The organism is Castellaniella daejeonensis, assembly GCF_039523555.1.
Lineage (GTDB): Bacteria > Pseudomonadota > Gammaproteobacteria > Burkholderiales > Burkholderiaceae_B > Castellaniella > Castellaniella daejeonensis.
Genome location: NZ_BAAAFN010000001.1, coordinates 1 through 24,674, shown reverse-complemented (window position 1 = coordinate 24,674; position 24,674 = coordinate 1). Strand labels below are relative to the sequence as shown.

At 64.4% G+C, this 24,674-nt stretch carries 22 protein-coding genes, 1 tRNA gene and 1 pseudogene; 16 read left to right on the top strand and 8 right to left on the bottom strand.

Annotated features, from left to right (window positions below; genetic code table 11):
* The 12 genes from ABD022_RS00120 to ABD022_RS00065 form a co-directional block, all read left to right on the top strand.
* The coding region (locus ABD022_RS00120) for an EF-Tu C-terminal domain-related protein (protein WP_080265453.1) at nt 1-67 on the top strand (67 nt) is incomplete at its 5' end.
* Nucleotides 68-150: 83 nt separating this feature from the next.
* Nucleotides 151-226: transfer RNA gene (locus ABD022_RS00115), tRNA-Trp, on the top strand.
* A 40-nt stretch (nt 227-266) separates the two neighbouring features.
* Nucleotides 267-647 carry a preprotein translocase subunit SecE gene (secE, locus tag ABD022_RS00110; protein WP_343819452.1) on the top strand — a complete coding sequence of 127 codons (381 nt, stop codon included), beginning with the start codon at nt 267-269 and terminating at the stop codon, nt 645-647.
* 14 nt (nt 648-661) lie between these two features.
* On the top strand, nt 662-1,195 hold the full coding sequence (nusG, locus tag ABD022_RS00105) for a transcription termination/antitermination protein NusG (RefSeq protein WP_043679083.1): 534 nt from the start codon (nt 662-664) through the stop codon (nt 1,193-1,195).
* Nucleotides 1,196-1,329: 134 nt separating this feature from the next.
* Nucleotides 1,330-1,764: a 50S ribosomal protein L11 gene (gene rplK / locus ABD022_RS00100; protein WP_343819450.1), complete on the top strand. Its 435-nt coding sequence runs from the start codon at nt 1,330-1,332 to the stop codon at nt 1,762-1,764.
* A 2-nt stretch (nt 1,765-1,766) separates the two neighbouring features.
* Nucleotides 1,767-2,462, top strand: coding sequence for a 50S ribosomal protein L1 (rplA, locus tag ABD022_RS00095; protein WP_343819448.1), 696 nt, complete (start codon nt 1,767-1,769; stop codon nt 2,460-2,462).
* 226 nt (nt 2,463-2,688) lie between these two features.
* Nucleotides 2,689-3,213 carry a 50S ribosomal protein L10 gene (rplJ, locus tag ABD022_RS00090; RefSeq protein ID WP_343819447.1) on the top strand — a complete coding sequence of 175 codons (525 nt, stop codon included), beginning with the start codon at nt 2,689-2,691 and terminating at the stop codon, nt 3,211-3,213.
* A gap of 77 nt (nt 3,214-3,290) precedes the next feature.
* Nucleotides 3,291-3,671: a 50S ribosomal protein L7/L12 gene (gene rplL, locus ABD022_RS00085; protein WP_343819446.1), complete on the top strand. Its 381-nt coding sequence runs from the start codon at nt 3,291-3,293 to the stop codon at nt 3,669-3,671.
* A gap of 206 nt (nt 3,672-3,877) precedes the next feature.
* Entirely contained in the window at nt 3,878-7,990 is a 4,113-nt protein-coding gene (gene rpoB / locus ABD022_RS00080) for a DNA-directed RNA polymerase subunit beta (protein WP_343819444.1), read from the top strand.
* Nucleotides 7,990-12,252 carry a DNA-directed RNA polymerase subunit beta' gene (gene rpoC / locus ABD022_RS00075; RefSeq protein WP_343819443.1) on the top strand — a complete coding sequence of 1,421 codons (4,263 nt, stop codon included), beginning with the start codon at nt 7,990-7,992 and terminating at the stop codon, nt 12,250-12,252. Before rpoB ends, rpoC begins: the two co-directional genes overlap by 1 nt.
* Nucleotides 12,253-12,442: 190 nt before the next feature.
* Nucleotides 12,443-13,255, top strand: coding sequence for a shikimate dehydrogenase (aroE, locus tag ABD022_RS00070; protein ID WP_325126516.1), 813 nt, complete (start codon nt 12,443-12,445; stop codon nt 13,253-13,255).
* 4 nt (nt 13,256-13,259) lie between these two features.
* Nucleotides 13,260-14,150 (top strand): DMT family transporter, encoded by an 891-nt coding sequence (locus ABD022_RS00065; protein ID WP_325126514.1) that lies wholly within the window; start codon nt 13,260-13,262, stop codon nt 14,148-14,150.
* Here the strand turns inward: ABD022_RS00065 and ABD022_RS00060 are convergent.
* The 8 genes from ABD022_RS00060 to ABD022_RS00025 all read right to left on the bottom strand — a co-directional run bounded on the left by ABD022_RS00060 (nt 14,142) and on the right by ABD022_RS00025 (nt 20,981).
* Complete coding sequence (locus ABD022_RS00060; protein WP_325126512.1) at nt 14,142-14,948, bottom strand: sugar phosphate isomerase/epimerase family protein; 807 nt, start codon at nt 14,946-14,948, stop codon at nt 14,142-14,144. The two genes, ABD022_RS00065 and ABD022_RS00060, sit on opposite strands and share 9 nt — an antisense overlap.
* Nucleotides 14,949-14,991: 43 nt before the next feature.
* Entirely contained in the window at nt 14,992-15,633 is a 642-nt protein-coding gene (locus ABD022_RS00055) for a TetR/AcrR family transcriptional regulator (protein WP_325126510.1), read from the bottom strand.
* A 49-nt stretch (nt 15,634-15,682) separates the two neighbouring features.
* Entirely contained in the window at nt 15,683-16,132 is a 450-nt protein-coding gene (gene aroQ / locus ABD022_RS00050) for a type II 3-dehydroquinate dehydratase (protein WP_325126509.1), read from the bottom strand.
* 70 nt (nt 16,133-16,202) lie between these two features.
* The gene (locus ABD022_RS00045) at nt 16,203-17,222 is read right to left on the bottom strand and encodes a TRAP transporter substrate-binding protein (protein ID WP_343819440.1); all 1,020 of its coding nucleotides are present in this window, start codon (nt 17,220-17,222) and stop codon (nt 16,203-16,205) included.
* An 18-nt stretch (nt 17,223-17,240) separates the two neighbouring features.
* Nucleotides 17,241-18,521 (bottom strand): TRAP transporter large permease subunit, encoded by a 1,281-nt coding sequence (locus ABD022_RS00040; RefSeq protein WP_325126506.1) that lies wholly within the window; start codon nt 18,519-18,521, stop codon nt 17,241-17,243.
* Nucleotides 18,518-19,027, bottom strand: coding sequence for a TRAP transporter small permease (locus ABD022_RS00035; RefSeq protein WP_325126504.1), 510 nt, complete (start codon nt 19,025-19,027; stop codon nt 18,518-18,520). The genes ABD022_RS00040 and ABD022_RS00035 overlap by 4 nt, the downstream gene beginning before the upstream one ends.
* A 27-nt stretch (nt 19,028-19,054) precedes the next feature.
* Nucleotides 19,055-19,945: a shikimate dehydrogenase gene (locus ABD022_RS00030; protein ID WP_414647473.1), complete on the bottom strand. Its 891-nt coding sequence runs from the start codon at nt 19,943-19,945 to the stop codon at nt 19,055-19,057.
* Between the two features lie 148 nt (nt 19,946-20,093).
* Nucleotides 20,094-20,981, bottom strand: coding sequence for a 4-hydroxyphenylpyruvate dioxygenase (locus ABD022_RS00025; RefSeq protein ID WP_325126502.1), 888 nt, complete (start codon nt 20,979-20,981; stop codon nt 20,094-20,096).
* Nucleotides 20,982-21,424: 443 nt separating this feature from the next.
* Between ABD022_RS00025 and rpsL the strand changes: the two genes are divergently transcribed.
* From rpsL to ABD022_RS00005, 4 genes and pseudogenes are all read left to right on the top strand, one after another.
* A complete protein-coding gene (rpsL, locus tag ABD022_RS00020; RefSeq protein ID WP_320348442.1) occupies nt 21,425-21,799 on the top strand; it encodes a 30S ribosomal protein S12 in 375 nt (124 codons plus the stop codon).
* Between the two features lie 140 nt (nt 21,800-21,939).
* Complete coding sequence (gene rpsG / locus ABD022_RS00015) at nt 21,940-22,410, top strand: 30S ribosomal protein S7 (protein ID WP_325126497.1); 471 nt, start codon at nt 21,940-21,942, stop codon at nt 22,408-22,410.
* Between the two features lie 30 nt (nt 22,411-22,440).
* Nucleotides 22,441-24,543 (top strand): elongation factor G, encoded by a 2,103-nt coding sequence (gene fusA, locus ABD022_RS00010; protein WP_343819433.1) that lies wholly within the window; start codon nt 22,441-22,443, stop codon nt 24,541-24,543.
* Between the two features lie 63 nt (nt 24,544-24,606).
* Nucleotides 24,607-24,674: pseudogene (locus ABD022_RS00005) on the top strand (GTP-binding protein); the annotation flags it as partial.

Below are 24,674 nucleotides of genomic sequence, written 5' to 3'. Positions count from 1 at the left end.
GCGCTTTGCCATCCGCGAAGGCGGCCGCACCGTGGGCGCCGGCGTCGTCGCCAAAATCATCAAGTAATTCTGTAGTACAATGGTGGGCTGGTCGCCCACCAATGCTTTTCAAAAACGGGGGTGCGGCAGCGCCACCGTTTTTCGAGGTTTAGGGGTATAGCTCAATTGGCAGAGCGTCGGTCTCCAAAACCGAAGGTTGAGGGTTCGATTCCTTCTGCCCCTGCCACCGATCTCATTGCCGCAGCAGCGGCGTCGAACGCCCGTATATGTCTCACCAGAACGTAGAAACTGTCAACCGCGCCGCCGAACGCATCAAGCTCGGCCTGGCCGTGGTCGTGATCGTTGCGGGTATCGTGGCGTATTCGGCCCTTGTCGACCAGCCTGGCTATGTGCGCGTGGGCGCCTTCATCGCGGGGCTGATCCTGGCCGCGGTCATCGTCTGGTTCAGCGACACCGGCCGGCGTACCGTCGCCTTCGGCCGCGAATCCTACAACGAAACGCGCCGCGTCGTCTGGCCTTCCCGCCAGGAAACCACGCGCATGACCGCGATCGTGTTCGCCTTCGTGCTGGCCATGGGCGCCCTGCTGTGGATTGCCGACAAGCTCCTGGGCTGGATCATCTACGGCCTGCTGCTGGGCTGGAACTAAGGAACAAAAACCGCATGAGCAAGCGCTGGTACGTCGTCCATGTCTACTCGGGCATGGAAAAAAGCGTCCACAAGGCCCTGGTCGAACGCATCGAGCGCGCCGGGCTGCAGGACGCTTTCGGCCGCATTCTCGTGCCCTCCGAGGAAGTCGTCGAAATCAAGGACGGTCGCAAGTCGATCTCCGAGCGTCGCATCTTCCCGGGCTACGTCCTGGTCGAGATGGATCTCACCGACGAGACCTGGCACCTGGTGAAGAGCACCAACCGTGTCACGGGTTTCCTTGGCGGCTCGGGCAACCGTCCCGCCCCCATTTCCGAAAAGGAAGTGGAAAAGATCCTCTCCCAGATGGAAGAAGGCGTGGAAAAGCCGCGCCCCAAGGTTCTCTTCGAAATTGGCGAAACCGTGCGCGTCAAGGAAGGCCCGTTCGCGGACTTCAACGGCAGCGTCGAGGAAGTCAACTACGAGAAAAGCAAGGTCCGCGTGTCGGTCACGATCTTCGGTCGTGCCACGCCGGTCGAGCTCGATTTCAGTCAGGTCGAAAAGGTCTGATTCTTACCGCCGGTCCGTCTTCAGGCAGCAAGCCTTCCTCTCCGAAGGCCGGCCACAGGCGCCCCACGGCGTATTTTTAACCCGGGGAGCCGGTTCCTTCAGGAATCGGCGCAATCACCCGACAGGAGCATCGCATGGCGAAGAAAATCGTCGGCTTCATCAAGCTGCAAGTGCCAGCTGGTAAAGCCAATCCCTCTCCCCCGATCGGTCCGGCGCTGGGTCAGCGTGGTCTGAACATCATGGAATTCTGCAAGGCGTTCAACGCCAAGACCCAGGGCATGGAGCCCGGTCTGCCGATCCCCGTGGTGATCACCGCCTTCGCCGACAAGAGCTTCACGTTCATCATGAAGACTCCGCCGGCCACGATCCTGATCAAGAAGGCCGCGAACATCCAGAAGGGTTCCGCGACGCCCAATTCGGCCAAGGTCGGCACGCTCACGCGTGCCCAGGCCGAGGAAATCGCCAAGACCAAGCAACCCGACCTGACGGCCGCCGACATGGATGCCGCCGTTCGGACCATCGCCGGCAGCGCCCGCAGCATGGGCATCGACGTGGAAGGAGTCGTCTGATCATGGCTAAGCTGAGCAAACGCGCCGCCGCCATCGCGGCCAAGATCGATCGCACCAAGCTGTATCCCGTGGCCGAAGCCATCGCGCTGGTCAAGGAAACCGCCACGGCCAAGTTCGACGAATCCATCGACGTCGCCGTGCAGCTGGGCATCGACCCCAAGAAGTCCGACCAGCTGGTCCGTGGCTCCGTGGTGCTGCCCGCCGGTACCGGCAAGTCCGTGCGTGTCGCCGTCTTCGCCCAGGGCGAAAAGGCCGAAGCCGCCAAGGCCGCCGGTGCCGACATCGTCGGTCTGGACGACCTGGCCGCCAGCATCAAGGCCGGCAACATCGATTTCGACGTGGTCATCGCTTCTCCCGACACGATGCGCGTCGTCGGTGCCCTGGGCCAGGTCCTGGGTCCCCGTGGCCTGATGCCGAACCCCAAGGTCGGCACCGTCACGCCCGACGTCGCCACCGCCGTCAAGAACGCCAAGGCTGGCCAGGTGCAGTACCGCACCGACAAGGCCGGGATCGTCCATGCGACGATCGGCCGCGCGTCCTTCGATGTCGAAAAGCTGCAGACCAACCTGTCCGCGCTGGTCGACGCCCTGAACAAGGCCCGCCCCGCGGCGGCCAAGGGCATCTATCTGCGCAAGATCGCCGTGTCCTCCACCATGGGTGGCGGTGCGCGCGTCGAGGTTGCATCGCTGGCCGTTTGAGGCCGGCAAACAGAACTTTGGGCTGCGCCCGTTCCTCGGATCGGGCGCCGCTGTCAAAGACCGCTGGAGCCGATCGCCATCGGCGTGACGCTTAATCCCGGGCCGTACTGCCGGATCCAGCGTAGACGGCGCCCAGGAAGAATTCATTCATGAACTCGACCAGGCGCGCCGCATTCGGTTGATGTCGGGGGATTTCTCCCGGCATCGTTAGATGGAGTGTTCAACCATGAGTCTCAATCGCCAAGAAAAGGCGGTCGTCATCGAGGAAGTCTCGGCCGAAATCGGTCGCGCCCAATCGATCGTCATCGCCGAGTACCGTGGTCTGGACGTCGCCTCCGTAACCGTATTGCGCAAGACTGCGCGTGAATCGGGCGTGTACCTGCGCGTGTTGAAGAACACGCTGGTGCGCCGCGCGCTGGCCGGCACCCCCTTCGAGGGTCTGTCCGCCCAGCTCACCGGTCCGCTGATCTACGGGATCAGCGCCGACCCGGTGGCGGCCGCCAAGGTCCTGGCCGATTTCGCGAAAAGCAATGACAAGCTGGTCATCACAGGCGGGGCCCTGCCCAACAGCCTGCTGAACCAGGATGGCGTGAAGGCCCTGGCCACCATGCCGTCCCGCGAGGAACTGCTGTCGAAGCTGCTGGGCACCATGCAGGCGCCCATCGCTCAGTTTGTGCGTACGCTCAACGAAGTGCCCACGAAGTTCGTGCGCGGCCTGGCGGCCGTGCGCGACCAGAAGCAAGCCGCCTGAGCGGCTTGCCGGCAATCCCTTCGTTGCTGAAGCGACAACCAAACCTGGCATATTCAATCATCTGGAGTTCTTAGAAAATGGCAACTAAAGCTGAAATCCTGGACGCGATCGCCGCCATGAGCGTGCTCGAACTGTCCGAGCTGATCAAGGAAATGGAAGAAAAATTCGGCGTGTCCGCTGCTGCGGCCGCTGTCGCCGTGGCTGCTGTCCCGGCCGCTGGTGGCGCTGCCGCCGCTGCTGAAGAGCAGACCGAGTTCACGGTCGTTCTGGCCGAAGTCGGCGCCAACAAGGTCAACGTCATCAAGGCTGTGCGCGAAATCACCGGCCTGGGCCTGAAGGAAGCCAAGGACCTGGTCGACGGCGCTCCGAAGCCCGTCAAGGAAGGCGCGGACAAGGCGACCGCCGAAGACGCGAAGAAGAAGCTGGAAGAAGCAGGCGCCAAGGTCGAACTCAAGTAAGACCTTCTCGCCGCGCCCGGGAAGCCCGGGGAAGCGTCGGATACCCATTTCGGGCCCATTCGGCGCTTTCCAAAGCCTCCCGGGCTTTTGCGTTTCCAGAAAACCCGCGTTCGATGCCCTGATGGCATCACGCCGAGCCGGGTTTTCCGGAGTCGTAAACCATGGCCGTGGTTGACGGCCTAAGCAACCCTCGAGTCGGAGTGCTCATGCCTTATTCGTACACCGAAAAGAAGCGCATACGCAAAAGCTTCGCCAAGCGCGAGGACGTCCAGGACGTTCCCTACCTGCTGGCGACGCAACTGCAATCGTTCAAGACCTTCCTGCAGTCGGACGTTTCCCCGTCCCAGCGCAAGGACGAAGGACTGCAGGCTGCCTTCAATTCGATATTTCCGATCGTCAGCCACAATCAGATGGCGCGGCTGGAATTCGTCAGCTACGTGCTGGGCACCCCTGTGTTCGACGTCAAGGAATGCCAGCAGCGCGGCCTGACCTATGCGTCGCCGCTGCGCGCCAAGGTGCGCCTGGTGCTGATGGACCGCGAAGTCAGCAAGCCCACGATCAAGGAAGTCAAGGAACAGGAAGTCTACATGGGCGAAATCCCGCTCATGACGGACACCGGTTCCTTCGTCATCAACGGCACCGAGCGCGTCATCGTGTCTCAGCTGCACCGTTCGCCCGGCGTGTTCTTCGAGCATGATCGCGGCAAGACCCACAGCTCGGGCAAGCTGCTGTTCTCCGCGCGCGTGATTCCCTACCGCGGCTCGTGGCTGGACTTCGAATTCGATCCCAAGGACATCCTGTTCTTCCGCATCGACCGCCGCCGCAAGATGCCGGTGACGATCCTGCTGAAGGCCATCGGCATGACGCCCGAGGCCATCCTGGCCTATTTCTCCAGTTTCGACCACATCGCCCTCCACCAGGAAGGCGGCATGCTCGAGTTCGTGCCCGAACGCTGGAAGGGTGAAGTCGCGCGTTTCGACATCACCGACAAGAAGGGCAACGTCATCGTCGAAAAGGACAAGCGCATCAATGCCAAGCATCTGCGCGACCTGACCGCCGCCAAGGTCGACCACATCTCGGTTCCCGAAGACTTCCTGCTCGGCCGCGTGCTGGCCAAGAACATCGTCAACCCGGATACCGGCGAAGTCCTGGCGCAGGCCAACGACGAGATCACCGAATCCCTGCTGGCCGAGTTCCGTGCCGCGGGCATCCGCGACATCGAGACGCTCTACATCAACGAGCTGAACGAAGGCGCCTACATTTCCCAGACGCTGCGCACCGACGACACGGCCGACCAGATGGCCGCGCGCGTGGCCATCTACCGCATGATGCGCCCGGGCGAGCCGCCCACCGAGGAAGCCGTCGAGGCCCTGTTCCAGCGTCTGTTCTACTCCGAGGAAACCTACGACCTGTCGCGCGTCGGCCGGATGAAGGTCAACAGCCGTCTGGGCCGCGACACGGGCAACACCGGGCCGCTGACCCTGACCGACGAGGACATCCTCGACACCATCAAGCTGCTGGTCGAACTGCGCAATGGCCGCGGTCAGATCGACGATATCGATCACCTGGGCAACCGCCGCGTGCGCTGCGTGGGCGAACTGGCCGAGAACCAGTTCCGTGCCGGCCTGGTGCGCGTGGAGCGCGCCGTCAAGGAACGCCTGGGCCAGGCCGAGACCGAAAACCTGATGCCGCACGACCTGATCAATTCCAAGCCGATCTCGGCCGCGATCAAGGAATTCTTCGGTTCCAGCCAGCTCTCGCAGTTCATGGACCAGACCAACCCGCTGTCGGAAATCACGCACAAGCGGCGCGTGTCGGCCCTGGGCCCGGGCGGCCTGACGCGCGAGCGCGCGGGCTTCGAAGTCCGCGACGTGCACCCGACCCACTACGGCCGCGTCTGCCCGATCGAAACGCCTGAAGGCCCGAACATCGGCCTGATCAACTCCCTGGCCCTGTACGCGCGTCTGAACGAATACGGCTTCCTGGAAACGCCCTACCGCAAGATCATCGACGGCAAGGTCTCCGACCAGATCGAATACCTGTCCGCCATCGAGGAAAGCAAGTACGTCATCGCCCAGGCCAATGCCGTGCTGGACGAGGAAGGCCGCTTCGTCGACGACCTGGTCGCCTGCCGCGAGGCCGGCGAAACCATGCTGACGGCCCCGGCCAACGTGCACTACATGGACGTTGCCCCGTCGCAGATCGTGTCGGTCGCCGCTTCGCTGATTCCCTTCCTGGAACACGACGACGCCAACCGGGCCCTGATGGGCGCCAACATGCAGCGCCAGGCCGTGCCCTGCCTGCGGCCCGAAAAGCCGCTGGTCGGCACCGGCATCGAGCGCACCGTGGCGGTGGATTCGGGCACGACCGTCCAGGCCGTGCGCGGCGGGATCGTGGACTTCGTCGACGCCGACCGCGTCGTGATTCGCGTCAACGACGACGAGAACGTCGCGGGCGAAGTCGGCGTGGACATCTACAACCTGAAGAAGTACACCCGTTCCAACCAGAACACCAACATCAACCAGCGGCCCATCGTGGCGCGCGGCGATGTGGTGGCGCGCGGCGACGTGCTGGCCGACGGCGCTTCCAGCGACCTGGGCGAACTGGCCCTGGGGCAGAACATGCTGATCGCGTTCATGCCCTGGAACGGTTACAACTTCGAAGACTCGGTGCTGATCTCCGAGCGCGTCGTCGCCGACGACCGCTACACGTCGATCCACATCGAGGAACTGACGGTGGTCGCGCGCGACACGAAGCTCGGACCCGAGGAAATCACGCGCGACATCTCCAACCTGGCCGAAGTCCAGCTCAACCGCCTGGATGATTCGGGGATCGTGCACATCGGCGCCGAAGTGCGTGCCGACGACGTGCTGGTCGGCAAGGTCACGCCCAAGGGCGAGACCCAGCTCACCCCCGAAGAAAAGCTGCTGCGCGCGATCTTCGGCGAGAAGGCCTCCGATGTGAAGGACACGTCGCTGCGCGTGCCCTCCGGCATGGTCGGCACCGTCATCGACGTGCAGGTCTTCACCCGCGAAGGCATCGAGCGCGACAAGCGCGCCCAGTCCATCATCGACGATGAACTGCGCCGCTACCGCCAGGATCTGAACGACCAGCTGCGCATCGTCGAGAACGATGCCTTCGACCGCCTGCGCAAGACGCTGATCGGCAAGGTCGCCAACGGCGGCCCGCGCAAGCTGGCAAAGAACACCGCCCTGACGGCCGAATACCTGGACGATCTGGACCGCTGGCAGTGGTTCGACATCCGCCTGGCCGACGAAGACGCCGCCGTCTCCCTGGAGCAGGTCAAGGACGCCCTCGAGCAGAAGCGCCACCAGTTCGACCTGGCCTTCGAGGAAAAGCGCAAGAAGCTCACGCAGGGCGACGAGCTGCCCCCGGGCGTGCTGAAGATGATCAAGGTCTACCTGGCCGTCAAGCGCCGTCTGCAGCCGGGCGACAAGATGGCCGGCCGCCACGGCAACAAGGGCGTGGTCTCGCGCATCACCCCGGTCGAGGACATGCCGCACATGGCCGACGGCACCCCCGTGGACATCGTGCTCAACCCGCTGGGCGTGCCTTCCCGGATGAACATCGGGCAGGTGCTGGAAGTCCACCTGGGCTGGGCCGCCAAGGGCCTGGGCCAGCGCATTGCCGACATGCTCGACGACGAGCGTGGCGTCCAGGTCAAGGCCGTGCGCAAGAAGCTGGAAACCGTCTACAACGCCTGCGGCGGCTCGGTGAAGCTCGACCAGCTGACCGACGACGAGGTGCTGACGCTGGCCAACAACCTGCGCAAAGGCGTGCCCCTGGCCACGCCGGTCTTCGACGGTGCCACCGAGGAAGACATCACCCGCATGCTGGAAATCGCCTACCCGGACGAGGTCGCCGAGCGCCTGAAGCTCACCAGCGGCCGCACCCAGGCATGGCTGACCGATGGCCGCACCGGCGAGCAGTTCGAGCGTCCCGTGACCGTGGGCTACATGCACTTCCTGAAGCTGCACCACCTGGTGGACGACAAGATGCACGCGCGTTCCACCGGTCCGTACTCCCTGGTGACCCAGCAACCGCTGGGCGGCAAGGCCCAGTTCGGCGGCCAGCGCTTCGGGGAAATGGAAGTCTGGGCGCTGGAAGCCTATGGCGCCTCTTATACCTTGCAGGAAATGCTGACGGTGAAGTCCGACGACATCACCGGCCGGACCAAGGTCTACGAGAACATCGTCAAGGGCGATCACGTGATCGACGCGGGCATGCCCGAATCGTTCAACGTGCTGGTCAAGGAAATTCGATCCCTGTCCCTGGACATGGATCTGGAGCGTAAATAATGAAAGCGCTACTCGATCTCTTCAAGCAAGTCTCCCAGGACGAGCAATTCGACGCCATCCGCATCGGGATTGCCTCGCCGGAAAAGATCCGTTCGTGGTCCTTTGGCGAAGTCCGCAAGCCCGAGACCATCAACTACCGCACCTTCAAGCCCGAGCGTGACGGCCTGTTCTGCGCCAAGATCTTCGGCCCGATCAAGGACTACGAGTGCTTGTGCGGCAAGTACAAGCGCCTGAAGCACCGCGGCGTGATCTGCGAGAAGTGCGGTGTCGAAGTCACCGTGGCCAAGGTGCGCCGCGAGCGCATGGGCCACATCGAGCTGGCCAGCCCGGTGGCGCACATCTGGTTCCTGAAGTCCCTGCCTTCGCGCCTGGGCATGGTGCTCGACATGACGCTGCGCGACATCGAGCGCGTGCTCTACTTCGAGGCCTGGTGCGTGATCGAGCCGGGCATGACGCCGCTCAAGCGCGGCCAGATCATGTCCGACGACGACTACCTGGCCAAGACCGAGGAATACGGCGACGACTTCCACGCCCTGATGGGCGCCGAGGCCGTGCGTGAGCTGCTGCGCAACATCGACATCGACTCCGAGGTCGAGAAGCTGCGCGCCGAACTGAAGGCCACCGGCTCCGACGCCAAGATCAAGAAGATCTCCAAGCGCCTGAAGGTCCTGGAAGGCTTCCAGAAATCCGGCATCAAGCCCGAGTGGATGATCATGGAAGTGCTGCCGGTGCTGCCGCCGGACCTGCGTCCGCTGGTGCCGCTGGATGGCGGGCGCTTCGCCACGTCCGACCTGAACGACCTGTACCGCCGCGTCATCAACCGCAACAACCGCCTCAAGCGCCTGCTCGAACTGAAGGCGCCCGACATCATCCTGCGCAACGAAAAGCGCATGCTGCAGGAGGCCGTCGACTCGCTGCTCGACAACGGCCGCCGCGGCAAGGCCATGACCGGCGCCAACAAGCGCCAGCTCAAGTCCCTGGCCGACATGATCAAGGGCAAGAGCGGCCGCTTCCGCCAGAACCTGCTGGGCAAGCGCGTCGACTACTCCGGCCGTTCCGTGATCGTGGTGGGCCCGCAGCTGCGCCTGCATCAGTGCGGCCTGCCCAAGCTGATGGCGCTCGAACTGTTCAAGCCCTTCATCTTCAACCGCCTGGAAATGATGGGTCTGGCGACCACCATCAAGGCGGCCAAGAAGCTGGTCGAGAGCCAGGAACCGGTGGTCTGGGACATCCTCGAAGAAGTCATCCGCGAACACCCGGTGATGCTCAACCGCGCGCCCACGCTGCACCGCCTGGGCATCCAGGCCTTCGAGCCGCAACTGATCGAGGGCAAGGCCATCCAGCTGCACCCGCTGGTCTGCGCGGCCTTCAACGCCGACTTCGACGGCGACCAGATGGCCGTGCACGTGCCCCTGTCGCTGGAAGCCCAGCTGGAAGCCCGCACGCTGATGCTGGCGTCCAACAACGTCCTGTTCCCGGCCAACGGCGAACCCGCCATCGTGCCGTCGCAGGACATCGTGCTGGGCCTGTACTACGCCACGCGCGAGCGCATCAACGGCAAGGGCGAGGGCATGTTCCTGGCCGATCTGGCCGAGGTCCAGCGCGCCTATGACAACCACGAAGTCGAGCTGCAGACGCGCATCACGACCCGCCTGCCCGAATACGTCAAGGACGAGAACGGCGAATGGAAGGCCGTGGTCAGCCGGTTCCAGACCACGGTGGGCCGCGCCCTGCTGTCCGAGATCCTGCCCAAGGGCCTGCCCTTCTCCGTGCTGAACAAGGCGCTGAAGAAGAAAGAGATCTCGCGCCTGATCAACATGTCGTACCGTCGCTGCGGCCTGCGCGCCACGGTGATCTTCGCCGACAAGCTGATGCAGTCGGGTTTCCGCCTGGCCACGCGCGGCGGCGTGTCGATCGCCATGGGCGACATGGTCGTGCCCGACGTCAAGAACGAAATCCTTGCCCAGGCCTCCAAGGAGGTCAAGGAAATCGACAAGCAATACTCCTCCGGTCTGGTCACGGCCCAGGAACGCTACAACAATGTGGTGGACATCTGGGGCAAGGCCGGCGACCGCGTCGGCAAGGCCATGATGGAGCAGCTCTCCACCGAGCCGGTCATCGACCGTCACGGCAAGGAAACGCGCCAGGAATCGTTCAACTCCATCTACATGATGGCCGACTCCGGGGCCCGGGGTTCCGCCGCCCAGATCCGCCAGCTGGCGGGGATGCGCGGCCTGATGGCCAAGCCCGATGGCTCCATCATCGAAACCCCCATCACGGCGAACTTCCGTGAAGGCCTGAACGTGCTGCAGTACTTCATTTCGACCCACGGCGCGCGCAAGGGCCTGGCCGACACCGCACTGAAGACCGCCAACTCGGGCTACCTGACCCGCCGTCTGGTGGACGTGACCCAGGATCTGGTGATCACCGAAGACGATTGCGGCACCACCCACGGCTACGTCATGAAAGCCCTGGTCGAAGGCGGCGAAGTCATCGAGCCGCTGCGCGACCGCGTGCTGGGCCGGGTGGCGGCCGTGGACATCATCAACCCCGACACCCAGGAAACCCTGATCCCGGCCGGCACGCTGCTGGACGAGAATCTGGTCGAACTGCTGGACGAGGTCGGTGTCGACGAGGTCAAGATCCGCACGCCGCTCACCTGCGAGACCCGCCATGGCCTGTGCGCGCACTGCTACGGCCGCGACCTGGGCCGCGGCTCGCTGGTCAGCAAGGGCGAGGCCGTCGGCGTCATCGCGGCACAGTCCATCGGCGAACCCGGCACGCAGCTGACGATGCGGACTTTCCACATCGGCGGCGCCGCCTCGCGCTCGGCCATGGCGAGCTCGGTCGAGACCAAGTCCGCCGGTACGGTGGGCTTTGCCATCGGCCTGCGCTACCTGACCAACGCCAAGGGCGACCGCATCGCGGTGTCCCGTTCCGGCGAAATCGTCATCTATGACGACAACCGCCGCGAGCGCGAACGCCACAAGGTGCCCTACGGCGCCACCATCGCCGTGGGCGACGGCGACGTCGTCAAGGCCGGCACCAAGCTGGCCACCTGGGATCCGCTGACGCGCCCCATCGTGTCCGAATACAACGGCACGATCCGTTTCGCCAACATCGAGGAAGGCGTCACGGTGGCGCGCCAGGTGGACGAGATCACCGGCCTGTCCACGCTGGTCGTGATCACGCCCAAGACGCGCGGCACCAAGGGTGCTGCCGCCCGCCCGCAGATCCTGCTGCTCGACGAGCAGGGCCAGGAAATCAAGGTGGCCGGCACCGACCACGCGGTGGCGATCTCGCTGCCGGTGGGCGCGCTGATCACCGTGCGCGACGGCCAGCCCGTGGGCGTGGGCGACTTCCTTGCCCGGATCCCGCAGGAATCCCAGAAGACCCGCGACATCACCGGCGGTCTGCCGCGCGTGGCCGAGCTGTTCGAAGCCCGTTCGCCCAAGGACGCCGGCATGCTGGCCGAAGTCACCGGCACGGTGTCCTTCGGCAAGGACACCAAGGGCAAGCAGCGCCTGGTCATCACCGACATGGACGGCGTCAGCCACGAATTCCTGATTTCCAAGGAAAAGCAGGTGCTGGTGCACGACGGCCAGGTGGTCAACAAGGGTGAACTGATCGTCGACGGTCCCGCCGATCCGCACGACATCCTGCGCCTGCAGGGCATCGAGCAGCTGGCTTCCTACATCGTCAACGAGGTCCAGGACGTCTACCGCCTGCAAGGTGTGAAGATCAACGACAAGCACATCGAGGTGATCGTTCGCCAGATGCTGCGCCGCGTGAACATCACCAACGCCGGCGATACCAGCTTCATCACCGGCGAGCAGGTCGAACGCTCCGAGCTGCTGAACGAGAACGACCGCATGGAAGCCGAAGGCAAGATCCCGGCCACGTATGAAAACGTGCTGCTGGGCATCACCAAGGCGTCCCTGTCGACCGATTCGTTCATCTCGGCGGCGTCCTTCCAGGAAACCACCCGCGTGCTGACCGAGGCGGCCATCATGGGCAAGCGCGACGAACTGCGCGGCCTGAAGGAAAACGTCATCGTGGGCCGCCTGATCCCGGCCGGCACGGGCATGTCCTACCACATCGCCCGCCACGAGAAGGAAACCTTCGAGGCCGCCGAGCGCGCCGCGGCCCGCGAGCTGGCCAACCCGTTCGGGGAACCGTCCGAGATGGCCCACGTGGCTTCCGAGGACGAGCACCCGGATGCCGACACGCCCGCCGACGGCGAGGCGCCGGCGCAGGACTGATCGCGGCGGGCGGCCCCGGCCGCCCGTACCTGCCATCAGGGCACCAGGCCCCGTCCCCTTTCCGGGGGCGGGGTTTTATTCGTTCAGGACCCTCGTCCTGGAGACAGCCGGACCGCATGGGAAAGGACGCCGGCCGGCCCCATGGAGCGGGCCGCATGCTTTATAGTCGAAGATCTTGCCTGGACATCATATGACTGACTGCTACGCCGTCATCGGCAATCCCATTGCGCAATCGAAATCGCCGCTGCTGCACACGGCCTTTGCCCGCCAGTTCGGCCACGATCTGCGCTACGAAGCCATCCTGGCCGAACCGGAAACGTTCCGTGAAACCGTCCTGGCTTTCGCCGCGGCAGGCGGGCGCGGCATGAACGTCACGGCACCGTTCAAGCTGGCCGCGGCGGAGCTGGCCGACACCCTGACCGAGCGCGCCCGCGCGGCGGGCGCCGTGAATACGCTCAAGTTCGATCCCGACGGCATCCTCGGCGACAACACCGATGGCGTCGGGCTGGTGGGCGACATCCAGGACCGGCTGGGCGTGCCCCTGGCCGGACGCCGGATCCTGGTCATCGGCGCGGGCGGTGCGACGCGCGGCATCCTGCTGCCGCTGCTGCAGGCCCGGCCTGCCGGGATCCTGGTGGTCAACCGCACCGCCGCCCGGGCCGAGGCATTGGCGCACGCGCTGGAAGCCGCGGGCCGCGTACGGGGCGGGCCGCTGGAAGCCGCCGGCGGGCAGGAATACGACGTGGTCATACACGCCACTTCGGCCGGCCTGAACGAAGGCGAGGCGCCCCCCGTGGACTACCGTGTGGCGGCCGGCGGCCTGGCCTACGACCTGGCCTATGGCGAGGACACCCCGTTCATGCGCCAGGCGCGCGACAGGGGCGCGGCCCTGGCGGTCGATGGCCTGGGCATGCTCGTCGGCCAGGCGGCGGAATCCTACCGCGTCTGGCGCGGCGTGCGGCCGGACGTGCGCCCGGTCCTGGAGCAGCTCCAGCTGGCCTGAATCCATGGATGCGTATCGTCCCGCGCGGGCCTGGCTTGGGCCGCTGCTCATGTGCGCGGCCAGCCTGTTCTTTTCGTTCCTGGACACGGGCACCAAGTACCTGACGTCCAGCTATCCCGTCACCCAGATCGTGTGGGTGCGCTACATGGCCCAGGCGCTGGCCGTTTTCCTGATCTTCCAGCCGCGCATGGGACGCAAGCTGTTCCGTACCGGCCGGTACGGGGTCCAGCTGTTCCGCGGTCTCTGCCTGTGCTGCAGCAGCGTGCTGGTGATCAACGGCCTGGCGCGGCTGCCCCTGGCCGAGACCACGGCCATCGTCTTCATGGCGCCGGTGCTCATCACCCTGCTGTCCGGGCTGGTGCTGAAAGAAAAAGCCAGCCGCCTGGACTGGGTCGCCGTGGCATGCGGTTTCGCCGGCGTGCTGATCATTGCCCGGCCCGGCGGCGGCCTGCTGACCTGGGCCATTCTGTTTCCCCTGGGGTCGGCCGTCTGCAACGCGTGCTACCAGCTCGTCACGCGCTTCTCGCGCAGTTCCGAGCACCCCGCCACCAGCAATCTGTATACCGGCCTGATCGGTGCGCTGATCCTCACGCCCTGGGGTATCGCATCCTGGGAACCCATGGCCTGGGTGGATCTGCTGCTGGTGGCCGGCCTGGGCACGGTGGCCGCTCTCGGCCACCTGGTCATGACCCATGCCCTGCTGCATGCGCCGGCCGCCACACTGGGGCCGTACGGCTATTCCCAGATATTCTGGGCCACGCTGCTGGGGTGGCTGGCATTTTCGAGCGTGCCCGACGGCATGACCTGGCTGGGGATGCTGATCATCGCGGGCGGCGGCCTGATGCTGACCTCGGGGCCGATCCTGCGGCGCTGGGTGCAGGCCCGGCTAGGCTGAAAAGAACCGCTTCGAAGCTTCCAGACAATGCCGGATCCACGCCTGCGGACCCAGGCGGGTGCTTTGCTCGTCGTTGGGAATCTCGATGCTGATCGGGATGTCGTGCGGCAGGCGCATGAAGATTGCCTTCAGGTCGATCCCGCCTTCGCCGGGGGCCAGGCGGGCCGATCGCGAGGCCCGGGTCAGCTCGTCGATGGTGGCGGGCGCCTCGGCCGGCGCATCGCAGATCTGCGCGTAGTGGATCATGGGTCGGGGCAGGTCCGCCAGCTGGTCCAGCGAGCTGGCGGACCGGGTGAAATGCAGCGGATCGATCAGCACGCCCCCGTTGTCCTGCCCGGCTGTTTCGACGATCCGCCGGGCGGCCTGAAGGCTGTTCACGGCCAGCCAGGGCATGAACTCCAGGTCCACGGTCAGCCCATGGGGCCGGGCGGCTTCGCAGAGCCGGGCGAAGGAGTCGGTCAGGCGAGCCGGGTCGGCGTCCTCGCCGGACACCAGGATGTTCCGGGCCCCCAGCCGGGCGCCTGTCTCCAGGAATGGCAGGCAGGCATCGACTTCGAACGAGGCGCCGAGACGGATGATCTCGATGTCCTCGACGCGCACGCCGGTATCGTGCATGAGGGCCAGCGTTTCACGCAGCTGACCGGGTTTTCCCATCAGATCGTAGGCGATGCCGCCGGGCGTGAAGGGCAGCAGGCGCAGTCCGCAGGCGTCATAACCCGCTTGCGCGGCTGCCCGGATCATGGCCGGCGGATCCAGGGAAAGCAGAGTCAGATGAGCGAGGGAGTAGCGTCGTTGCATGAGTGGCCTCTGGTGCGCAAGACCGGTGGATGCCGCAGGCTTTCTAGGCCAGCATCGAGCGCAGGATTGTGTCGATGACGCTGGCGCGTCGCCGCGCGTAGACCTCGGGGTCCATGACATCGCGCCGGAAGATCAGCGAGAACGTGTGCTGGTTCGAGACGTTGAAGAAGCACAGCGCGCTGATGGATGCGTGGATATCGATCGGATCCAGGCCGGGCCTGAACAGGCCCTGTTCGCAGCCTCTCGCGTAGATGTCGCGGATGCTGTGGATGACCGGGATATTCAGATCCTTGATGGTCTTTGATTGGGCCAGATAGCGGCCATAGTGCATGTTTTCGTTCATGACCAGGCGCACGAAGTCCGGATTGTGCGACTGATAGTCGAAGGTGAAGCCCACCAGGGTCCGCATGGCTTCGTCCGGCGCCAGATTTTCCAGGTTCAGGCTGCTCTCGATTTCACGGATGCGGTGGTAGGACTCCTCCAGTGCGGCCAGGTACAGCGCCTGCTTGCTCTTGAAGTAGTAATAGATCATCCGCTTGCTGGCGCAGGTCTGCTCGGCGATCTCGTCGATGCGTGCGCCGGCCAGGCCCTTGTGTGCGAACTCCCGGATGGCGACTTCCAGGATGTTGCGCCGGGTTGTCTCGGCGGCGGTGTTGCGTGGATTGGCAGGCGGGTTTTGTGTCATGTCGGGGTGTTGAAAAACGGATGTCTGCTGCGAAGGCATGCGCGCAGGCTCAGGTGTCCTGGCGCGCCTGGGCCGAGGCGACCGCGGCCCGCAGGGCCAGCAGGTAGCTGTCCGCGCCGAAGCCCGCAATCTGGCCTTGGCACACTTCGGCGATCACCGAGGTATGGCGGAACGGCTCGCGTGCATGGATGTTGGACATGTGGACCTCGACGATGGGCACGGCCAGGATGGCCAGGGCGTCCCGGATGCCGTAGCTGTAGTGCGTCCAGGCCCCGGCGTTGATCAGCACGGCCTGCGTTCCGTCGGTGTGGGCGCGATGGATGCGTTCGCATAGGGCGCCTTCGCAATTGCTCTGGAAGCATTCGATCTCGACGCCCAGTTCGGCGGCCAGTTCGCCCAGCCGGGCATCGATCTGTGCCAGGGTCGTCGTACCGTATTGCTTCGGGTCGCGCTGACCGAACATATTGAGGTTGATGCCGTGCAGCACGAGAATTTTCATGGGGGTTTCCTGTCGATGGAGGGGCGGGAGGCGGTCCCGCGCCGGGGCGGCACCTGCCCGCCCTCCGGGTTTATTGCTTTTGTTGGCGGATCTTGTCAAGTTCGGAGTACATGGATTGGATCGAGGCCTCACCCACTTCCTGGGCGTACTTGTCCACGACGGGCTTGACCATGGCACGCATCTTGTCCATGTCTTCGGGCGACATCTCGGTGACCTGCATGCCGTGCTGCTTCAGGGTCTCGAGGGCCTTGGACGCGGCATCGCGCGAGACCTGGCGCTGGTAGACGGCGGCTTCGACGGCGGCATCCCGAAGCAGCTTCTGCTCGTCGGGTGTCAGGGTGTCCCAGAACTTCTTGCTGAAGATGACGGATTGCGGATTGTAGATGTGGCGCGTGACCGCCAGGTATTTCTGCACTTCATCGAACTTGGCGTTCAGGATCACCGTGAACGGGTTTTCCTGGCCATCGACGGCGCCCTGTTCCAGTGCGTTGTAGACCTCGGGCCAGGCCAGCGGCGTGGGATTGGCGCCCAGCGCCTTGAACACATCCACGTAGATGGGGGACTGGATCACCCGCAGTTTCAGGCCGGCGATGTCCTCGGGCTTGTTGATCGGATGCTTGCCGTTGGTGATGTTGCGAAAGCCCAGATCGAAATACGCCACGCCTACCAGTCCCTTGTTCAGCAGCTTCTGGTGCAGCGTCTGACCGAAGGGACCATCCACCAGGGCGTCGACTTCCTTGTCGCCGTTGAACAGGAAAGGAAAGTCGTAGGCCGCGAAATCCTTGACCTGGGCCTGCAGGATGCCCGAGTTCAGGACCGTGGCCTCGATGGTGCCGCCCTGCAGGGCCGACACGGTTTCCAGGTCGCCGCCCAGCACGCCGCCGGGGAATAGCCGCACCCGGATCTTGTTGCCGGATTTCTCTGCGACCAGGTCGGCAAATTTCTGCATGCCGATGACCTGGGGGTGCCCCTTGTTGTTCTGGGAAGCGAATTTGATCGTGTGCTCGTGGATGTCGGCCGCGTGGCTGGGTGCCAGCGAGGCCAGGCCCAGACTCATGGCGGTCAGGGCGGAAAGGACGAATCGTTTCATGTTTGTCTCCTGGATGGGTTATCGGTAAAGCCAGTGGGCGGGAACGAGAACGAGGTCGGGAAACAGCACCAGCAGGAACAGCACGGCAAGCTGGGCCAGCATGAAAGGCAGCGCACCACGGGTGGTGTCGTCCATGCTGAGGCGCCCCACGCCGGCCACGGTGTTGAGCACCGTGCCGACAGGAGGCGTGATCAGGCCGATGGCGTTGTTCAGGATGAAGAGCACGCCGAAGTAAATGGGGTCGATGCCGGCGGCCTTGATGGCCGGCATCATGACCGGGGTCAGAATCAGGATGGTGGGCGTCATGTCCATGGCCGTGCCGACCAGCACCACCAGGAGCATGGCTGCGATCATGAGCAGCATCGGTTCGCCGATCAGCGGGTCGAGCAGGTCCACCATGCGGTCGGGCAGGCCGGCGACCGTGATGAGCCAGGCGCTCACCATCGCGGCGGCCACCAGCAGCATGATGACGGCGCTGACCTTGGCTGAGTTGTAGAACGCCCGGTAGAAGCTTTTCCAGGTCATCTCGCGGTAGATCACCGTGGACACGAACAGGGCGTATACCGCCGCCACCACGGCCGCTTCGGTGGGGGTGAATACCCCGAAGCGCAGGCCCACGACGATGATGACGGGCATGCCCAGCGCCCAGATGCCCGCGCGCGCGGCCTGCAGGACTTCGCGCATGGATTTCCGGGGCGCGGTCGTCAGCTTCTCGCGGCGGATCAGCCAGGTCCAGGTGATCCATAGTGCGGCGCCCATGAGCAGTCCGGGAACGATGCCCGCCAGGAACAGCTTGGAAATCGATACGTTGGCCGATACGCCGAAGATGATCAGCCCGATGCTGGGCGGGATCACCGGCGCGATGATGCCGGCCGAGGCGATCAGCCCCGCGGATCGCTTCTTGTCGTATCCGGCCGCCGTCATCATGGGCAGCAGCAGGGCTGTCATGGCGGCGGCGTCGGCCACGGCGGATCCCGAAAGCGCGGCCATCAGGCAGGCGGTGATGATGGTGACGTAGCCCAGGCCGCCCCGGACATGTCCCACCAGCACCATGGCGAAATCGACAATGCGGCGCGACAGGCCGCCCACGGTCATGATTTCGCCCGCCAGCATGAAAAACGGCACGGCCAGGAGCGGGAAGCTGTTGGCACCGTTGATCAGGTTCTGTGCCAGGATCTGGGCATCGAACATGTCCAGGTGCCACATCAGCGCGGCGGCCGAGAGCATCAGGGCGAACGCAATGGGGATGCCCAGGGCTATGGCACCCAGCAGCGCGACGAGAAAGGTCGTGAGGATCATGCCCGTTCTCCCGTCTCGTCCAGGAACCGGTCCACGGTCGCCATGGGCGAAGTGGCCAGTGTGAACAGATCACAGAGCAGGATCAGGGCACCGGCAACGCTGAAGGCGATGCCGCTGGCGTAGAACCAACCCATCGACATGCCTGTGATGGGTGCGGCCACCGGGAGATTGATCCGCGTCTGATCGAGTGCGCCGGAAAACACCAGCCAGCAGATGCCCAGCATCAGCACCCGGCCGACGATCAGGCAGGCGCGCCGGCCGGCGGGGCCGAACGCGCGCACGACGAAATTCGACCCCAGGTGGGAGTTCTCACGCAGAGCGATGATGCTGCCCAGGAATGTCACCCAGATGAACAGCATCCGGGACACTTCTTCCGACACGATGATGCCGGAGTTGAAGCCATAGCGCAGCACCACGTTGCCGAATACCAGAACCACCATGATCATCAGCATGGCGGCGATCAGGAATTGCAGGCACTGGCCGAACGCATTGAGAAACCTGTTCAAGTCGCTCTCCTTGAATCGGGAAGGGGCTCAGGTGCCGGCGGTGGCGGCGCGTCGTTCCAGGATCCGCATGACCCGGGCCGTCATGCGATGGGCGTCGGCGGGGATGCCGTCGGTGTAGAGCTCGAAGGCGCGGGCTGCCTGATGCACCACCATGCCGATGCCATCGACCGTGCGGCAGCCTTTTTGCCGGGCGATGCGCAGCAGCTCGGTCTCCAGCGGGAAATAAATGATTTCGGCAAACCAGTGCCGGGGCTCCAGCAGGTCGGGGTCCAGCGGCGTGCCCGGGTGCTTGTGCATGCCGACCGGTGTGGCGTTGACCAGGCCGTCGGCCGCCCGCATCGCCTGGGCCAGGTCACCGCCTGCCGCGATGGAGGCGTGCGGGAATCGGGCCTGCAGCGCCTGGGCCAGGGCCTGGGCCCGAGCCGGAGCCTGGTCGAACAGGGCCAGGTGCCCGGCGCCCAGGCGCAGGATGGCATCGGCCACGGCGGCGCCCGCGCCTCCGGCGCCGAGCTGCACGACGCGGCCGATGGGCCCGTCGCCCATGTGCTGACGGATGTTCTGGGCGAAACCGTAGTGATCGGTGTTGTGGCCGATGCGCCGGCCTTCATGCAGCACCACCGTATTGACGGCGCCGATGGCGCGCGCCTCGTCGGACAGGGCATGCAGGTGGGGAATGATGGCCTGCTTGCATGGGTGGGTGATGTTCAGGCCCTTGAAACCGAAGCGCTCGGCGGCTGTCAGCAGTTCAGGCAGGGCTGCCGGGGTCAGCCGCAGCTCGTCCAGATCGATGCGCTGGTACAGGCACAGGATGCCGTGTTGGGCCGCTTCTTCTTCATAGAGGGCGGGGCTGAGCGATTGACCGATGCCTTCGCCGATCAGGCCGAGGAGCAGGGCAGGTGTTTCGGTGGGGAGACGCATATCCATCCAGAGTGAGATGTACTAACTGGTACATACAAAATAATGTAGTGATCGACCTTAGAGGCGTCAAACATATTCTTCTAGGGATTTTCCCGGGGCGGGGCGGTCCGCTCGCCCGGGGCGGGGGCGAGCTCGGTCGGTGCGCCGTTCAGCGGGCCTGGCCCGGTCCGGATGCGGCAGGGTCGCTATGGACCAGTTCGAAGTTCACGTCGTAGGACATGCCCATTGTCATGGCGCCGTGTGGATCCGGATGGGAAAACTCGTTGTCGTCGAACGGAACGGCGCGTGCCGCCAGCGTTTGCACGGCGCGGGGCACGTCGGGTACGCCGAAGGCCAGGCGGGCGAATTGCTCGTCCCATTTCACGTCGAACAAGGCATCGCCCGAGGGCTCGACCAGCTGCAGATGGAACCGGCCGCCCGGCCCGCGCAGGATGGTTCCGTTGGGCAGGATGCCGAAGCGCGTGCCCGGCGGCAGAACGCGGCACCCCAGCAGCCTGGCGTAGAACTCGGCCCAGTACGCTGTCCGGCCGGGGTCCACGTATTGCACCAAGCCGAAAAAGTGCAGCCCCGGGACGAGGACGGGGGTGTCGGGGAACGGCACCTCATAGTCGAAATCCACGTCGTAGATCGAAAAGCTGGGCCGCCGTTCGACCAGGTAAAGAACGGAGTCGCCGATACCGCCGATGCCGGGAATGTTCAGCTCCATGGCGGCCGCGCGTGTCGGAACCGGCCGGGCGCCCTGCCGGATGCAGTGGTCGTAGGCCTGCGCGGCGTCGGCGACATGCAGGGCGATCGCATGGATCCGGTCGCTTTCGATCTCCGGGTATTCGGCCAGCGTGTCGGCGTCGGCATTGACGATGACATTCATCGTCCCCTGGCGGTACAGGCGTACCGCGCGCGAGCGGTGCCGTGCGATCGGGCGAAATCCCAGGCGCTCGAGGGCCTGGCCCAGGGTGTCGGGTTGTCGGGACAGGTATTCGACGAACTCGATGCCCTGGATACCGGCCGGGTTCGCGTCTTCGTCTGTGTCGGACATGTCTCGCTCCATTGTGATGGGCTCGGTCGGGCTGAAGATAGCACAAGTCGAGGTATGAATTAACAGTTTAGTTAACCAGGTTCGATGCATGCATGGGTCATGCCGCCGGAAGCGGCCACTTGTGCAAAGGGCGAATGTGAATAACTCTTTGCCCTGCAAAAACAAATCATGCTACACTTCTTGGCTTGCTGGGTTAATGGCATCTGGTCACGGTGTGCGCCGTTGGTCTTATGCTTGGTTTTTCCGCCTGGCAACGCCTGGGGCTGCATGGTCCCTGGCGAGCAAAGCCCTTGTGCAAGACCCGCTCTTTACGTCATTCGTTTCAGGCGGATTTTGCGCACATCGCCTGAAAATGCCCCCCGCCGCCCTCGCGCGGCCAGGCAAGCCCGGGCACTCTGAATATCGACGTAAACGTACGCAAGTACAAAGGATGCGTAAAGGTCATGCCTACCATTGCTCAACTGCTGCGCAAACCGCGCCAAGTCAGTCGCGAGAGCAGCAAGAGCCCGGCGCTGGAAAACTGCCCCCAGCGTCGCGGCGTCTGCACCCGTGTCTACACCACCACCCCGAAGAAGCCGAACTCCGCCCTGCGTAAGGTCGCCAAGGTGCGCCTGACCAACGGCTACGAGGTCATCTCCTACATCGGCGGCGAAGGCCACAATCTCCAGGAACACTCGGTGGTCCTGGTGCGCGGCGGCCGTGTGAAGGATCTTCCCGGTGTGCGCTACCACATCGTCCGCGGCTCCCTGGATCTGCAGGGCGTCAAGGATCGCAAGCAGGCCCGTTCCAAGTACGGTGCCAAGCGTCCCAAGAAGTAATCCCGTTCATCGCAGCAGTATCCCGGTCGTGCTGACCGGAACGTGCAGCCGCAGCCATGGGGCTGTGGCACGTAAGTGGCTCTCCCGATGGAAGCCGTGGCCGCCCGGCGGCTCAACTGAATCGTCACAAGGAAATCGAAATGCCTCGTCGTCGCGAAGTACCGAAACGTGAAATCCTCCCCGATCCCAAATTTGGCAGTGTCGAGCTGGCCAAGTTCATGAACGTCGTCATGCTGTCCGGCAAGAAAGCCGTGGCGGAACGCATCGTGTACGGCGCCTTGGACCAGATCCAGGCCAAGACGGGCAAGGAACCCATCGAAGTCTTCAACACCGCCATCAACAACGTCAAGCCGGTGGTCGAAGTCAAGTCCCGCCGTGTTGGCGGCGCCAACTACCAGGTGCCGGTCGAAGTGCGCCCCGTGCGCCGCCTGGCCCTGGCCATGCGCTGGCTGCGCGAAGCCGCGAAGAAGCGCGGCGAGAAGTCGATGGATCTGCGTCTCGCCGGTGAACTGATGGATGCCGCCGAAGGCCGCGGCGGTGCCATGAAGAAGCGCGAAGACACCCACAAGATGGCCGAGGCCAACAAGGCCTTCAGCCACTTCCGCTGGTAATCCAGCCGGTCAATCACCAGGAAACACATCATGGCCCGCAAAACCCCCATCGAGCGCTATCGCAATATCGGTATCTCCGCGCACATCGACGCAGGGAAGACCACCACCACCGAGCGCATCCTGTTCTACACCGGCGTCAACCACAAGATTGGCGAAACCCATGAAGGCTCGGCCACCATGGACTGGATGGAGCAGGAACAGGAACGCGGCATCACCATCACGTCGGCGGCCACCACGGCCTTCTGGCGCGGGATGGAGCACCAGTACGACGAGCACCGCATCAACATCATCGACACCCCGGGCCACGTCGACTTCACCATCGAAGTCGAACGTTCCATGCGCGTGCTCGACGGCGCCTGCATGGTGTATTGCGCCGTGGGCGGCGTGCAGCCTCAGTCCGAAACCGTGTGGCGCCAGGCCAACAAGTACGGCGTGCCCCGCCTGGCCTTCGTCAACAAGATGGACCGCACCGGCGCCAACTTCTTCAAGGTCTACGACCAACTGCGTCTGCGCCTGAAGGCCAACCCCGTGCCCATCGTCATCCCGATCGGCGCCGAAGACAACTTCAAGGGCGTCATCGACCTGACCAAGATGCGCGGCATCATCTGGGACGAAGCCTCCCAGGGCACGAAGTTCGACTACATCGACATTCCCGCCGAGATGGCCGACGAGGCCGCCAAATGGCATGAAAACCTGATGGAAGCCGCTGCCGAGGCCAACGAGGAACTGATGAACAAGTACCTCGAGACCGGCTCGCTGACCGAGCAGGAAATCGACAAGGGCATCCGTCTGCGCACGATCGCCTGCGAAATCCAGCCCATGCTGTGCGGCACCGCCTTCAAGAACAAGGGCGTGCAGCGCATGCTCGACGCCGTCATCGACTACCTGCCCTCCCCGGTGGACATCCCCCCGGTCCGCGGCACCGACGACGAAGGCAACGAAGTCGTTCGCAAGGCCGATGACAAGGAAAAGCTGTCCGCTCTGGCGTTCAAGCTGATGACCGACCCGTTCGTGGGCCAGTTGACCTTCATCCGCGTGTATTCGGGCGTGCTGTCCTCGGGCGACACCGTCTACAACCCGATCAAGGGCAAGAAGGAACGCATCGGCCGCATCCTGCAGATGCACGCCAACAACCGCGCCGAAATCAAGGAAGTGGTGGCGGGCGACATCGCCGCCGTCGTGGGCCTGAAGGAAGTCACCACGGGTGAAACCCTGTGCGACGTGGGTGACCACATCCTGCTGGAAAAGATGGAATTCCCCGAGCCCGTGATCTCCCAGGCCGTGGAACCCAAGTCCAAGGCCGACCAGGAAAAGATGGGCATCGCCCTGCAGCGCCTGGCCGCCGAGGATCCGTCCTTCCGCGTGCGCAGCGACGAAGAATCCGGCCAGACCATCATCTCCGGCATGGGCGAACTGCACCTCGAAGTGCTGGTCGACCGGATGCGTCGTGAATTCGGCGTCGAAGCCAACGTCGGCAAACCCCAGGTGGCCTACCGCGAAACCATCCGCAAGACCTGCGAAGAAATCGAAGGCAAGTTCGTCAAGCAGTCCGGCGGTCGCGGCCAGTACGGCCACGTCGTGCTCAAGCTCGAACCCCTGGAAGCGGGCGGCGGCTACGAGTTCGTCGACGCCATCAAGGGCGGTGTGGTGCCGCGCGAGTTCATCCCGGCGGTGGACAAGGGCATCCAGGAAACCCTGCCTGCGGGCGTGGTGGCCGGCTACCCGGTCGTGGACGTCAAGGTCACGCTGTTCTTCGGTTCGTACCACGACGTGGACTCGAACGAAAACGCGTTCCGCATGGCTGCCTCGATGGCGTTCAAGGACGGCATGCGCAAGGCCAACCCGGTCCTGCTCGAGCCGATGATGCACGTCGAAGTCGAAACCCCGGAAGACTACGCCGGTACGGTGATGGGCGATCTGTCGTCCCGCCGCGGCATGGTCCAGGGCATGGACGACATCCCGGGCGGCGGCAAGATCATCAAGGCCGAAGTTCCCCTGGCCGAGATGTTCGGTTATTCGACCAGCCTGCGTTCGCAGACTCAAGGTCGCGCCACCTACACGATGGAATTCAAGCAGTACGCCGAGGCGCCGCGCAACGTCGCCGACGAAGTCATCGCCGCTCGCGGCAAGTAATACATAGCCCGGCCGGCAGGCCGGGCATCCACTTTTCATTTCCTAGGAAATACGAGATAAATCATGGCAAAAGGCAAGTTTGAACGGACCAAACCGCACGTGAACGTGGGTACGATCGGCCACGTTGACCA

Excerpts from the sequence above, each read along its gene's own strand:
- secE (WP_343819452.1), top strand. The coding sequence starts at position 267 with ATGTCTCACCAGAACGTAGAAACTGTCAACCGCGCCGCCGAACGCATC.
- nusG (WP_043679083.1), top strand. The coding sequence starts at position 662 with ATGAGCAAGCGCTGGTACGTCGTCCATGTCTACTCGGGCATGGAAAAA.
- rplK (WP_343819450.1), top strand. The coding sequence starts at position 1,330 with ATGGCGAAGAAAATCGTCGGCTTCATCAAGCTGCAAGTGCCAGCTGGT.
- rplA (WP_343819448.1), top strand. The coding sequence starts at position 1,767 with ATGGCTAAGCTGAGCAAACGCGCCGCCGCCATCGCGGCCAAGATCGAT.
- rplJ (WP_343819447.1), top strand. The coding sequence starts at position 2,689 with ATGAGTCTCAATCGCCAAGAAAAGGCGGTCGTCATCGAGGAAGTCTCG.
- rplL (WP_343819446.1), top strand. The coding sequence starts at position 3,291 with ATGGCAACTAAAGCTGAAATCCTGGACGCGATCGCCGCCATGAGCGTG.
- rpoB (WP_343819444.1), top strand. The coding sequence starts at position 3,878 with ATGCCTTATTCGTACACCGAAAAGAAGCGCATACGCAAAAGCTTCGCC.
- rpoC (WP_343819443.1), top strand. The coding sequence starts at position 7,990 with ATGAAAGCGCTACTCGATCTCTTCAAGCAAGTCTCCCAGGACGAGCAA.
- aroE (WP_325126516.1), top strand. The coding sequence starts at position 12,443 with ATGACTGACTGCTACGCCGTCATCGGCAATCCCATTGCGCAATCGAAA.
- ABD022_RS00065 (WP_325126514.1), top strand. The coding sequence starts at position 13,260 with ATGGATGCGTATCGTCCCGCGCGGGCCTGGCTTGGGCCGCTGCTCATG.
- ABD022_RS00060 (WP_325126512.1), bottom strand. The coding sequence starts at position 14,948 with ATGCAACGACGCTACTCCCTCGCTCATCTGACTCTGCTTTCCCTGGAT.
- ABD022_RS00055 (WP_325126510.1), bottom strand. The coding sequence starts at position 15,633 with ATGACACAAAACCCGCCTGCCAATCCACGCAACACCGCCGCCGAGACA.
- aroQ (WP_325126509.1), bottom strand. The coding sequence starts at position 16,132 with ATGAAAATTCTCGTGCTGCACGGCATCAACCTCAATATGTTCGGTCAG.
- ABD022_RS00045 (WP_343819440.1), bottom strand. The coding sequence starts at position 17,222 with ATGAAACGATTCGTCCTTTCCGCCCTGACCGCCATGAGTCTGGGCCTG.
- ABD022_RS00040 (WP_325126506.1), bottom strand. The coding sequence starts at position 18,521 with ATGATCCTCACGACCTTTCTCGTCGCGCTGCTGGGTGCCATAGCCCTG.
- ABD022_RS00030 (WP_414647473.1), bottom strand. The coding sequence starts at position 19,945 with ATGCGTCTCCCCACCGAAACACCTGCCCTGCTCCTCGGCCTGATCGGC.
- ABD022_RS00025 (WP_325126502.1), bottom strand. The coding sequence starts at position 20,981 with ATGTCCGACACAGACGAAGACGCGAACCCGGCCGGTATCCAGGGCATC.
- rpsL (WP_320348442.1), top strand. The coding sequence starts at position 21,425 with ATGCCTACCATTGCTCAACTGCTGCGCAAACCGCGCCAAGTCAGTCGC.
- rpsG (WP_325126497.1), top strand. The coding sequence starts at position 21,940 with ATGCCTCGTCGTCGCGAAGTACCGAAACGTGAAATCCTCCCCGATCCC.
- fusA (WP_343819433.1), top strand. The coding sequence starts at position 22,441 with ATGGCCCGCAAAACCCCCATCGAGCGCTATCGCAATATCGGTATCTCC.